This window comes from Acinetobacter sp. YH12072, assembly GCF_013419565.1.
GTDB lineage: Bacteria > Pseudomonadota > Gammaproteobacteria > Pseudomonadales > Moraxellaceae > Acinetobacter.
Map to the genome: position 1 here is coordinate 22,824 of NZ_VOZV01000010.1, position 12,068 is coordinate 34,891.

The window sequence follows — 12,068 nt, forward strand, 5'->3', positions numbered from 1 at the left end:
TGTATTAGCGATCAGTGAGAACTAAATAAATAGCTATTTATTTTTCTTGTCTCGACTGCCTTCAAGGATTTCAATTAAGCTCAGATTAATATTTCTCGCCAGTTTTTTTAATTTCTCTCTCGGTTTTCCTCTGCAAAGAAAGCGGAAACTATAGAGCTCATCTTTATAAGAAATCACATAGAAAAAAGTTCCTACTGGCTTTTCTTTAGTTTCTGTCCCGCCTCTTTTTAAGAGTCCTGTACAGGCAATATAAATATCAGAATAAAACATTTTCTTGGCTTTTCTGACCATTTCCTGCGTGACTTCCATAGATTCTGGAGTATATTTTTTAATAAATTCAGGTTTGATTTTTAAAATATTCTCTTTGACACCCATGTCATAACAGACCAGTCCGCCATATAAAATATCACCCGAATATTTATTTTGGGAAAATCGGTAAGCCAGGTAACCTGCTGATGCACTCTCTAGAAAAGTAATACTTAATTTTTTTTTGGCGAGTAATTTTATACATTTATTCATAGAGTAAACTCCTGACTTTATGATCATCTATAGAGTATTAAATATTCAAAAATAAAAGATTAAATACTTAGCTTCTGAATGTCCTAGCAAAACTAAAACTGAACTGCCCTTGCTCACCACCTTAAACCAGCTGTATATCCTCAGTCATTTATATGACTTAAGTTCATACCAACGAAACTCATAATAACCTTGACGGGTTTTAACTCTGATTGGCTTTCTGATTTGATGTGTATTAGATTTTTTATAGGTTCATGATAGTTGTATGCCTAAAAGCATAAATAGTAGAAGATATAAAATATAGATCACTGAAATGATGGCTAAGTCGATTTAAGTGTGAACTAAAATGTGCTTATTAATTCAGGGTTTATTTATAAGACGATGAATAGGTTTAATTAAGAAGTGAATAATTTCAAAGACAAAATCCTGGCAAGATACCAGGATTTTTTATATTCACTTTTGGTCATGTCATATGACCACTAAATAATTTTGAAAATTTTGCCGCTGATGGTGCTTTGAAAAAACATTTCAAAACTTGGGCGAATATTTTCACCTTCAACCGTAATATGTTTAACGTTAGAATCCGATTGGGTATGAACAAAATCAGGGTCAACAGTAGCCTGAATCACGTATTGAACACCGAATTGATCTTTCACATTAATATTTTGCTTAAGCATAAATAAACCTTTAGTAATGATTATAAGAGAGATCGGCTAGAAATTGGTTAGCCAATATATAATTTAAATATTAAATAACTTTATGATTTAATTTAAATAATTGATTTAAAGATGTATAAAATGTACGACCGTCTAGATTCAGGTCAACTTCGATTCCTGATTGAAGTAGCACTCTTTTACCTACTTCAATTTCCTTAAAACCTTGACGTGTATTTTGCATTTTATTCAAGGGAATCAAAGAAACAATAATTTCTGTACCATTTTTAGATTTTGCAATTAATTCATTAATTTTTAACAACTTGTATCCTATTTTTATACTTCTTCCAATCTAGAAAAAGCTTTTTAACTTTTATTTAAAACAATAAAAAAGCACTGATGCGTGCTTTTTTATTCTACAGACTTATAGCGCAGTAATATTTACAGCATTTGGGCCTTTTTGACCTTGAACTACGCTGAATTCAACTTGCTGACCTTCCATTAAGGTTTTAAAACCTGAACTAGCAATTTCACTGAAATGAGCAAAAACATCTGGACCAGATTCTTGTTGAATAAAACCGAAACCTTTAGTTTCGTTGAACCACTTTACAGTACCTTTAACAATATTTGAGTTTGACATAATAAAACCTACTAATTTTTAATAATTTTTAGTCATCTGAATGACCAGTTGTAACTTTGAAAATAATAAAGAATGGAACTTAAAATCTGGATAAAACGAAGGATTATGAATAAAACGACGATACTTAAGGAAGATTTTTTGCAACAAGACTTTTTTCTAGTTAAGGCCAGTATACAGGAAGATTTAAAATAATCAAGTTTTCTTATATATATATTTAATTACTTTATAAATATTATTTTATTATTTACAGAATTTTTATTAAATTTCGATTAATTTCAATTACTTGATAAGATAAAACCGTATTGTTTGAGTAGGTTGAACTTCTACATTTTAGATTACCTTCGCTTTCTCCAAACAAAAAAAGCAGAGAAATAACAATGTCATCGCTCTGCTTTACTTAATATTAGGCCGCCCTTTTCCTAATAATATTAAAAGGTCACACGCTTATATTCCCGATATTCCGGTATCCAGAAATTCGTATCAATGGCTTTCTGCAGCACATCAAAACCAACTTTTGGAGCGACGCCATCCTCAACCGCAGCTTGCGCAACCCTTAAGGCAATAATCTTGGAAATATGCTGAATCTGATCCAGATCTGGCAACAAATTGGCGGTTGGGTCTTGAAGTTTTGGAGAGCATTCTGCTAAGGCATTACTTGATGCCATCAGCATATTATCCGTAACACGTGTAGCACCTGAAGCAATCACGCCTAGTCCAATTCCCGGAAAAATATAAGAGTTATTGCATTGAGAAATAGTATAAATCTGTTCCTGATAATTAACAGGTGCAAATGGGCTACCTGTAGCAATCAAAGCTTTCCCATTGGTCCATTGAATAATATCGGCTGGAACAGCTTCTACGCGAGAAGTAGGATTCGATAAAGGGAAGATAATCGGATGTTCACAATTTTCAGCCATTGTCGTGATCACATCTTTGCTAAATAATCCCGGCTGTCCAGATACCCCAATCAACACTGTGGGTTTCGCATATTTGATGACATCCGATAGAGAAATAATCTCTTCAGCATTTCCCCATTCAGCAATATTTTCTGGTTCTTGCGCTAGTTTTCTCTGGAAATTTAATAGATTTGGCTGATTCTGGGTAATAAGGCCGAAGCGATCCACCATAAAAACCCGCTTACGTGCCTCTGCATCAGTCAGGCCTTCTGCTACCATTTTTGCCACAATCTGTTCAGCGATCCCACAACCGGCTGAACCTGCTCCCAAAAAGGCAATGGTCTGGTCTTTTAGTTGCTTATTAGACGCATAGGAAGCTGCAATCAGACTGCCTACTGCCACAGCTGCCGTACCCTGAATATCGTCATTGAAGCAACATACTCGATCGCGATATTTTTCCAGTAAAGGCATGGCATTGTGCTGGGCAAAATCTTCAAATTGAATTAGCGCATCGGGCCATCTTTGCTGAATTGCCTGTATCACCATTTCGACAAATTCATAATATTCATCACCGGTGATACGAGGCTGACGCCATCCCATATAAATCGGATCATTCAACAACTGCTCATTGTTCGTGCCTACATCCAAAGTAATAGGCAAGGTATAGGCCGGACTAATGCCTCCGCAGGCCGTATATAAAGCCAGCTTTCCAATCGGAATGCCCATTCCGCCAATACCCTGATCGCCTAAACCAAGAATGCGCTCTCCATCTGTAATCACGATCACTTTGACATTTCTTCGATTTACATTATGTAGGATATGCTCAATATGATCCCGATCCGGATAGGAAATAAAAACCCCGCGATGACGGCGATAAATCTCGGAAAAATGCTGACATGCTTCTCCTACCGTTGGCGTATAGATGATCGGCATCATTTCGCTTAAGTGATTTTCAATCAAATGATAGAAAAGCGTCTCGTTGGTGTCCTGGATGTTACGTAGGTAAATATGCTTATTGATTGCATCATTGAATGAGCAGTATTGCTGATACGAACGCTGACTTTGTTCCTCAATCGATTCGATCACTTGGGGCAAAAGTCCATGTAAATTAAAATGAATACGTTCTTCTACAGAGAAAGCTGAGCCTTTATTCAGCAATGGGAGTTCAAGTAATGCAGTGCCTGCGTAGGGAATATAAAGTGGACGTTTAGGATTCAGAGGTTCAGTTGCCATTTTTAACTCGCACTTTAAAATTCGACATAAATGAAAGCCGAAAAGAACAAAAAATTATCCTACTATCGTAGTCGACTTTCAGCTGTTTCAGTCATTCAGCGAATTAATAATGAAAAATGTTCTATTTAATAAACTAATAACGGCAATAAAATAAGCTCTAAATTTTTATATCCTCTTTTTCAGATAAAAATTTAGATCATACTTTTTTAATTGAGACTTAAGCTCAATGACTGGGATTAAATTTTAGAAATTAGAGCCATATATGCATTCGTTTTTATTCATTCATTTTTTAATAAGAAAATATCTTAGAAATTAGATCAATTAGCTTGTTATCTATCTGCTTTATCTAAAAAATCAGACAATTTTCAACTAAATAAAACTTAGGCAATAAAAAACCCCGATCAATGATCGGGGTTTTCCGTATCTGGCGGAAGCGGTGAGATTCGAACTCACGGAGGACTCACACCCTCGTCGGTTTTCAAGACCGGTGCATTAAACCGCTCTGCCACGCTTCCATGTGCGCAATAATACGGAGCTTTTAGGCGACTGACAAGTGAAAATTACAGTGAATCTCATCAACTGCATATAGTTTCATCAAATCCTTACAATTTTGCTGCCAATTCTGCCCCTTCACGAATTGCACGCTTGGCATCTAGTTCAGCAGCCAGCTTTGCTCCACCAATAATATGGTAATTCGCTAAAGTCTTTTGATCCTCTGAAGGCATGACATCTTTGACTGACTCCTGACCAGCACAAACGACGACCGTATCTACACGCAGCAACTGATCATGCCCATCCACTTCAATCCACAAACCTTCATCCGTAATCGATTTGTAGTGCACACCGCGTAACATGCGTACGCCATGTTTTTTTAATTGGGCACGATGAACCCAACCCGTGCTTTTACCTAAGCCTGCTCCTAAAGCAGTAGTTTTACGCTGCAACAGATAAATTTCACGTACAGGTGGCTCCACTTCTGCTGGCTGCAGTCCGCCTTCACTTACATAGTTTGCATGCAGATCTACACCCCACTCCCGTTTCCATTCATCTACAGGCTGCGGCTGCGGCTGATGCGGTGGCTTTAATAAAAATTCCGATATGTCAAAACCGATTCCACCGGCACCAATGACCGCGACACGATCTCCTACTGGTGCGCCGCGCAATACTTCAGCATAAGACAGGACTTGAGGTGCATCACTACCGGCAATTTTCAATTCACGCGGAACAACGCCCGTAGCCACAATAACCTCATCAAAACCTTCGCGTTCCAGCTGTTCCCGATTCACTCGGGTATTTAAACGGACATCTACCCCAGTTTTTTCCAGCTGCACTTTGAAATAGCGAATGGTTTCGTGGAATTCTTCTTTGCCTGGAATCACTTTGGCCAGATTAAATTGCCCCCCCACTTCATTAGTGGCTTCAAATAAAGTCACATCATGACCGCGGCTGGCTGCGACTGTGGCTGCGGATAAACCTGCCACTCCACCACCTACTACGGCGATGCCTTTAGGCTTTTTGGTTTTGACATAGACCAGTTCGGTTTCATAGCCGGCACGTGGATTCACCAGACAGGTAGCGCGTTTATTTTTAAAGGTATGATCCAGGCAGGCCTGATTACAGGCGATACAGGTATTAATTTCATCAACACGATTGGTTGCTGTCTTATTCACCCAGAATGCATCTGCCAGTAATGGGCGTGCCATTTGCACCATATCTGCCTGTCCCGATGCCAAAATCGCTTCAGCCGTTTCTGGCATATTGATCCGATTCGATGCAATGACTGGAACAGCAACATGCTTTTTGACTTCTGCGGTGTAATCTACGAATGCAGCACGAGGAACAGAAGTGACAATCGTCGGAATACGCGCTTCATGCCAGCCAATACCAGTATTGAGTAAAGTTATTCCAGCCTTCTCTAATGCTTTAGCGACGGTAATCACTTCCTGCATAGTATTGCCATCATGCACCAGATCTAGCAAGGACAAACGGAAACAGATAATAAATCTTTCACCAATTTCAGCACGAATCGCTTTAACAATTTCCACTGCAAAACGCATGCGGTTTTCAATTTCTCCGCCCCAGCGATCAGTACGCTGATTGACATGACGGCTTAAAAACTGGTTAATCAAATACCCTTCAGAGCCCATGATTTCCACGCCGTCATAACCCGCTTTTTTAGCCAGTTTTGCAGTTTTAACATAGTCCTGAATCGTATCCAGAATCTGGTTTTCAGACATCTGACGTGGTTTAAAAGGTGAAATTGGCGATTTGATCGGACTGGCAGATACCACAAAAGGCTGATAGCCATAACGTCCGGCATGCAAAATCTGCAACAGAATCTTGGCCCCATGCTTATGCACGGCATGCGTAACCAGTCGATGCGGTGCAACATCGCCCAAGGTATTCATGGTTCCGCCAGCAGGCAATAACCAGCCCTGACGATTCGGTGAAATCCCGCCAGTAATCAGGAGACCCACACCACCTTTGGCACGTTCACCAAAATAAGCGGCCAGTTTAGGATAATTATAAAAACGATCTTCCAAGCCCGTATGCATTGATCCCATCACCACACGGTTTTTAATCGTGGTGAAACCCAGATGTAATGGTTTTAAAATATTTGCATAGCGCGTCGTTGTCATAAAATATCCCTGATTCTTATTTGGCTAAAAGCTTAAATCTTATCAATGTACTTTAACTGATTTTCAGAGGCTTTTTATGACTATCAGGTCCGCTTTCTCAGGCACAAATACCAATTGTGATATTCATGCTGTACCTTAATAGGGAATTTATTGCTGCCATTGATTTTTGCTCGATTTCCATAAGGCAATTACGCCGAGTACTGTACCAATGGGAAAACTGAGCAGCATCAGGATCGCCATAATTCTGGACAAGGTGCGTCCTGAACCATTGCCCTGTTTGACCTTGAGACAGGCCTGAATGTTCAAAACAATCAGCACAGCCAAAAGTAGCAACACAATACCCAGACTCAACATGGAAATCGTCGACTGCTGATATTCCAGATATAAAAATGCAACTGTACTAAAAACCAGCAAACCGGCATAGATTCCATGCACAATCGACAGGGTTTCATTTTTGGCAGCCGGTTGCAGATTAGGTAAAGGAGGAATATTCGGGCTCATGAGGGCTATCCTAAAGATGTTTTTTCTTAATGATGTTATTGAATCTTCCCAGATTTTCCTATTTTTTAAGCGTTTGTCAAAAATACGGTAATTTTATGATTATCTAAGCCTATTGAATCAAGATTTTGAAACGAGTTTTTCTTTTCTAAAGCAAACCTAAATAAAATAATGATACAATTGATGCAATATGTGTTTTTTCAGGCCACCACTTCTGGCGTGCCTATTTCATATCATTAGGATGAACAATGTCTGATAATGCAACTATCTTGCAGAATGTCCCAGTAGGCAAAAAAGTTGGTATTGCCTTTTCTGGCGGTCTAGATACTTCTGCAGCTCTTTTGTGGATGAAACAAAAAGGCGCTGAACCTTATGCTTATACAGCAAACTTGGGTCAGCCAGACGAAGACGATTACGATGCGATTCCAAAAAAAGCTGAAGCTTATGGCGCAGTAAAAGCACGTTTGATCGACTGCCGTTTACAGCTTGCATTAGAAGGTATTGCTGCAATTCAATGTGGCGCGTTCCACATTTCTACAGGTGGTGTTCCATACTTCAACACGACTCCTCTTGGCCGTGCAGTGACAGGTACCATGCTGGTAACTGCAATGAAAGAAGATGACGTGAACATCTGGGGTGACGGTTCTACTTATAAAGGTAACGACATCGAGCGTTTTTACCGCTACGGTCTGTTGACTAACCCTAACCTGAAAATCTACAAACCTTGGTTAGACCAGACCTTCATTGACGAGCTAGGTGGCCGTGCAGAAATGTCACAGTTCCTGATCGACAATGGCTTTGACTACAAAATGTCAAAAGAGAAAGCTTACTCAACTGACTCAAACATGTTGGGTGCGACTCACGAAGCCAAAGATCTTGAATACCTGAATGCCGGTATCAAAATCGTTGATCCAATCATGGGCGTTGCATTCTGGAAAGAAGACGTTGAAATCAAACCTGAAGAAGTATCGATTACTTTTGAAGAAGGTTTCCCTGTTGCAATCAACGGTCAACGTATCGAAGATCCAGTGGAGTTCATTCTTGAAGCGAACCGTATTGGTGGCCGTCATGGTCTAGGTATGTCGGATCAGATCGAAAACCGTATCATCGAAGCGAAATCTCGTGGTATCTACGAAGCTCCGGGTATGGCCCTTCTTCACATCGCTTATGAACGTCTGGTCACTGGTATTCATAACGAAGATACGATCGAACAATACCGTATCAACGGTCTTCGTTTGGGTCGTCTTCTGTACCAGGGTCGCTGGTTCGATTCTCAAGCATTGATGCTTCGTGAAACTGCACAGCGTTGGGTTGCCAAAGCGATCACTGGTACTGTGACTTTAGAACTGCGTCGTGGTAATGACTACACCATCATGAACACTGAGTCTCCTAACCTCACTTATGAAGCTGAGCGTTTAACTATGGAGAAAGGTGATTCTATGTTCTCTCCAGCAGATCGTATCGGTCAGTTAACTATGCGTAACCTGGACATCACAGATACACGTGCAAAACTGGGTATCTATACAGATTCTGGCCTGCTTGCAGTAGGTACAGGTTCTGCAGTACCTCAATTAAAAGACAAAAACAAATAAGTTTGTTTTAACGTCAAAAAAACCGCTCAATTGAGCGGTTTTTTTATAGATTCGATTTAGGTATTTACACTATTTGGATTTGCAGTGCGGATCGACTGATAATAAATCTGATTCCGTCCTAGCTGTTTGGCCCGATACAACGCCTGATCGGCAATTCCCAATAAGACATCCTTATCAATAAAGTCTTCACCACGATACACAGTGATGCCCAAACTGATGGTGATGTGATCAGCCACACCAGATTTCTCATGCGGAATTTCCAGACGCTCAATCGCATTAAAAATATTAGAAGCCACTGCATAAGCACCATGAGCATCAGTTTCTGGAAGCAGTACCACAAACTCTTCACCACCATAACGGGCCACGAAATCCATATGCCGGATCGCATTTTTAATAGTAAAGGCAATACTGGAAATGACATCGTCCCCTTTTTGATGTCCATAAAAATCGTTATAGTTTTTAAAATGATCCACATCGATAAATAAAATCGCTAAAGCATGCTGATTACGGCGAGAACGTTCAAAAAAGATATCCAGTGTTTCATCGAAAGTTCGTCGATTAGAGATTTTGGTCAGCTCATCATGCTGGCTTAAATGCAATAATTCTGTGGTATGAATCCGCTGAATTTTCTCACTGATTCTGGCCCGCATGGTGTATAGAAAAATCATTCGCTCACGGGCAAAAAGCATATAACTAATCACACATCCCAATAGGCTACTGCCAATTAGAATCCGCCCCAAGACCAGCGCATTAAATTCGATCGATAACACGGATAACAGCCAGACCGTACAAAGTGCAGCAAACAACCCCGTGATTAACATCTGTAAAGGTTTTACTCCGGTCAGAATATACCCCAGAATGTAGATAATAGTGATGATCGCCATCGACTGATGTTGCAAGCTTACTGTTTGAATGGACATGGTCAGATAAGAGGTCGAGACTATCATCCAGAACATTAGCAGCATGGAAGCCTGCGGAAAAAAGTGTTTGATTTTAGGCAGACAGGAGAAGAAATAAAAAGCAAGTAAAGCGAGACTACCATTGATCAGCCCCAGCATACAGCGCACAAAATCTTGTACGAAATATTGTGAATCGATAATCCAGTAGTCGGTCGGAACCATGACCAGCAGAAAAATAAAATAGGTCAGTACACCTGCCCAGACATATTTTTCGACATGTTTACGTGCTCGCTCCAGGTTTTTGCTCCAGAACTCCTGTTCCAGATTCTGAGGGAAAACCGAGCCTACACGCTGACTTTGCCGTGTGATTAATTCTTCTATTTTTTCTTTTTCATCTTGCAATTTTGCTAGATTGTACTTGTATTCCATTGCCAAGTATTTATGTAATTTTTTTATTAATTTTAAAATATCATACTTTTATAAATTAATTTATAGATATCCCTTATTTTGTATATATTTCTCGTTACCATTTTAGGCATAGATGCATTATCATTTGTTTTATTTCTCCGATTGAATTCGCCTTGAATACGATTACCCTTCTCCAGCCAGACGACTGGCATGCCCACCTGCGTGATGGTCACGCTCTGCAACGCACCGTTCCTGATCTAGCTAAACAGTTTTCCCGCGCCATCTGTATGCCGAACCTTGTTCCACCGGTTAAAACTGTGGAAGAAGCATTAAGCTACCGTGAACGTATTATGGCGCATGTTCCTGAAGGTAGCGATTTTGATCCACGCATGGTGCTGTATTTCACAGATAATACCTCTCCAAGTGAAGTCAAAAAGATTAAAGATTCTGAGCATGTCAATGCTATTAAACTTTACCCTGCTGGCGCAACCACCAACTCGGATAGCGGTGTAAGCGACATTCGTAAAGTATATTCAGTCATTGAACAGCTTGAAGAGCATCAGGTGCCTTTATTGCTGCACGGTGAAGTGACGCATAATCATGTCGATATTTTTGACCGTGAAAAACGTTTCCTTGATGAAGTCTTAGCACCATTACTAAAACAGTTCCCGAAACTGAAACTGGTTCTGGAACACATTACTACCAGCGAGGCAGCTAATTTCGTACTGGAACAGGATCGTAATGTGGCTGCGACTATTACCCCACAGCATTTACTGTTTAACCGTAATGATATGCTGGTTGGTGGGATCAAGCCGCACTTCTATTGTCTGCCAATTTTAAAACGTCAGACGCATCAGCAAACGTTGCTTGAAGTGGCAACGAGCGGTAATCCTAAATTTTTCTTAGGCACCGACAGTGCACCGCACTCAAAAAATGCCAAAGAAAATGCGTGTGGCTGCGCAGGATGCTATAGTGCTCCGACTGCAATTGAGTTATATGCTCAGGCCTTTGATCAAGTAGGTAAAATCGACCGCCTAGAAGGTTTTGCCAGCCACTTTGGTGCAGATTTCTACGGCCTCCCACGTAATACCAAAACCATTACGCTGGTCAAAGAAGATCAAGTTATTCCTGAAAGTCTAGACTACTTGGATGGTGAACAAATCGTTCCGCTATATGCAGGAAAAACCATTCAATGGAGAAAAATGTGACAAATGAAACTCTTCCAGTCATTGGTCAGCGTTTCCGTGGATTTTTGCCTGTTGTTGTCGATGTTGAAACAGCAGGCTTTAATGCACAGACTGATGCCTTGTTAGAAATTGCGGCCATTCCTATTGTTTATAATGAAGATGGCCAGTTTGTGCCCGGTGAAGCTTACCACGCACATATCAATCCTTTCGAAGGTGCCAACCTGGATCGCCGCTCTTTGGAATTTATCGGGATTGACCCGTCAAATCCGATGCGGATCGCAATGGCTGAAGATGAAAAAACCGCGTTAAAACGTATTTTTAAATCGGTCAATGAAGTGCGTCGTCAGCAAAATTGTACGCATGCCGTTTTGGTCGGTCACAATGCGCATTTTGATTTGGGCTTTGTACAGGCAGCAATTGCCCGTACCGGAACCAAAAACCAGAATCCGTTTCACAGTTTTTCTGTGTTTGATACCGTGACTTTAAGTGCGGTGATGTTTGGTCAAACGGTTCTGGCTAAATCTTGTATTCAGGCCGGTATTGAGTTTGATGGCAAAGAAGCACACTCTGCGTTATACGATACGCAAAAGACTGCGGAACTGTTTTGCTATATTTTAAACAAACTCGCACCTCACCTGCTTGACACTTTGGTGGCGGATCAATAAGATACCGCCATCTTCTAAACGTCCCTATCGTCTAGAGGCCTAGGACATCGCCCTTTCACGGCGGTAACCGGGGTTCGAATCCCCGTAGGGACGCCATCTTATTTATCCCCTTCTTCTTTCATTTTTTCCAAGAAAACTCTTTTTCTTATTATTGCTTTCAATACTATTGTTATAAATTTCGCATGACTGAGTTTGGTGCCCTTTCTCGTTTGCTTAGGCTATAATCAAGTTGATGTTAGGTT

General features: G+C 40.4%; 11 protein-coding genes and 2 tRNA genes. 4 read left to right on the top strand and 9 right to left on the bottom strand.

Annotation, left to right across the window (positions count from 1 at the left end; all coding sequences use genetic code 11):
• Nucleotides 1–33 precede the first annotated feature (33 nt).
• The 8 genes from FTU19_RS05940 to FTU19_RS05975 all read right to left on the bottom strand — a co-directional run bounded on the left by FTU19_RS05940 (nucleotide 34) and on the right by FTU19_RS05975 (nucleotide 7,078).
• Nucleotides 34–519, bottom strand: coding sequence for a CinA family protein (locus tag FTU19_RS05940; RefSeq protein WP_034706081.1), 486 nt, complete (start codon nucleotides 517–519; stop codon nucleotides 34–36).
• Between the two features lie 476 nt (nucleotides 520–995).
• Entirely contained in the window at nucleotides 996–1,193 is a 198-nt protein-coding gene (locus tag FTU19_RS05945; protein WP_034706083.1) for a hypothetical protein, read from the bottom strand.
• 70 nt (nucleotides 1,194–1,263) lie between these two features.
• On the bottom strand, nucleotides 1,264–1,491 hold the full coding sequence (locus FTU19_RS05950; RefSeq protein WP_004782813.1) for a hypothetical protein: 228 nt from the start codon (nucleotides 1,489–1,491) through the stop codon (nucleotides 1,264–1,266).
• Between the two features lie 102 nt (nucleotides 1,492–1,593).
• The gene (locus FTU19_RS05955; protein WP_004782814.1) at nucleotides 1,594–1,809 is read right to left on the bottom strand and encodes a cold-shock protein; all 216 of its coding nucleotides are present in this window, start codon (nucleotides 1,807–1,809) and stop codon (nucleotides 1,594–1,596) included.
• A gap of 428 nt (nucleotides 1,810–2,237) precedes the next feature.
• Complete coding sequence (locus FTU19_RS05960) at nucleotides 2,238–3,938, bottom strand: NAD-dependent malic enzyme (RefSeq protein WP_180130396.1); 1,701 nt, start codon at nucleotides 3,936–3,938, stop codon at nucleotides 2,238–2,240.
• A 425-nt stretch (nucleotides 3,939–4,363) separates the two neighbouring features.
• A tRNA-Ser gene (locus tag FTU19_RS05965) sits at nucleotides 4,364–4,453 on the bottom strand.
• 87 nt (nucleotides 4,454–4,540) lie between these two features.
• The gene (locus FTU19_RS05970) at nucleotides 4,541–6,577 is read right to left on the bottom strand and encodes an NADPH-dependent 2,4-dienoyl-CoA reductase (protein ID WP_180130398.1); all 2,037 of its coding nucleotides are present in this window, start codon (nucleotides 6,575–6,577) and stop codon (nucleotides 4,541–4,543) included.
• A 147-nt stretch (nucleotides 6,578–6,724) separates the two neighbouring features.
• Nucleotides 6,725–7,078, bottom strand: coding sequence for a hypothetical protein (locus FTU19_RS05975; protein ID WP_004782834.1), 354 nt, complete (start codon nucleotides 7,076–7,078; stop codon nucleotides 6,725–6,727).
• 245 nt (nucleotides 7,079–7,323) lie between these two features.
• On the opposite strand from FTU19_RS05975, the gene argG reads away from it, so the two are divergent.
• A complete protein-coding gene (argG, locus tag FTU19_RS05980) occupies nucleotides 7,324–8,667 on the top strand; it encodes an argininosuccinate synthase (protein ID WP_180130400.1) in 1,344 nt (447 codons plus the stop codon).
• 56 nt (nucleotides 8,668–8,723) lie between these two features.
• Here the strand turns inward: argG and FTU19_RS05985 are convergent, their stop codons facing one another.
• On the bottom strand, nucleotides 8,724–9,995 hold the full coding sequence (locus FTU19_RS05985) for a GGDEF domain-containing protein (protein ID WP_159123359.1): 1,272 nt from the start codon (nucleotides 9,993–9,995) through the stop codon (nucleotides 8,724–8,726).
• 152 nt (nucleotides 9,996–10,147) lie between these two features.
• Between FTU19_RS05985 and pyrC the strand changes: the two genes are divergently transcribed.
• From pyrC to FTU19_RS06000, 3 genes are all read left to right on the top strand, one after another.
• The gene (gene pyrC / locus FTU19_RS05990) at nucleotides 10,148–11,182 is read left to right on the top strand and encodes a dihydroorotase (RefSeq protein ID WP_004782837.1); all 1,035 of its coding nucleotides are present in this window, start codon (nucleotides 10,148–10,150) and stop codon (nucleotides 11,180–11,182) included.
• Complete coding sequence (rnt, locus tag FTU19_RS05995) at nucleotides 11,167–11,826, top strand: ribonuclease T (RefSeq protein ID WP_034704922.1); 660 nt, start codon at nucleotides 11,167–11,169, stop codon at nucleotides 11,824–11,826. The genes pyrC and rnt overlap by 16 nt, the downstream gene beginning before the upstream one ends.
• Before the next feature lie 20 nt (nucleotides 11,827–11,846).
• A tRNA-Glu gene (locus FTU19_RS06000) sits at nucleotides 11,847–11,922 on the top strand.
• The last annotated feature ends 146 nt before the right edge of the window (nucleotides 11,923–12,068 follow it).

Coding starts and splice junctions, on each gene's coding strand:
- FTU19_RS05960 (WP_180130396.1), bottom strand. CDS start 3,938: ATGGCAACTGAACCTCTGAATCCTAAACGTCCACTTTATATTCCCTAC.
- FTU19_RS05945 (WP_034706083.1), bottom strand. CDS start 1,193: ATGCTTAAGCAAAATATTAATGTGAAAGATCAATTCGGTGTTCAATAC.
- FTU19_RS05955 (WP_004782814.1), bottom strand. CDS start 1,809: ATGTCAAACTCAAATATTGTTAAAGGTACTGTAAAGTGGTTCAACGAA.
- FTU19_RS05975 (WP_004782834.1), bottom strand. CDS start 7,078: ATGAGCCCGAATATTCCTCCTTTACCTAATCTGCAACCGGCTGCCAAA.
- FTU19_RS05940 (WP_034706081.1), bottom strand. CDS start 519: ATGAATAAATGTATAAAATTACTCGCCAAAAAAAAATTAAGTATTACT.
- argG (WP_180130400.1), top strand. CDS start 7,324: ATGTCTGATAATGCAACTATCTTGCAGAATGTCCCAGTAGGCAAAAAA.
- FTU19_RS05985 (WP_159123359.1), bottom strand. CDS start 9,995: ATGGAATACAAGTACAATCTAGCAAAATTGCAAGATGAAAAAGAAAAA.
- rnt (WP_034704922.1), top strand. CDS start 11,167: ATGGAGAAAAATGTGACAAATGAAACTCTTCCAGTCATTGGTCAGCGT.
- FTU19_RS05970 (WP_180130398.1), bottom strand. CDS start 6,577: ATGACAACGACGCGCTATGCAAATATTTTAAAACCATTACATCTGGGT.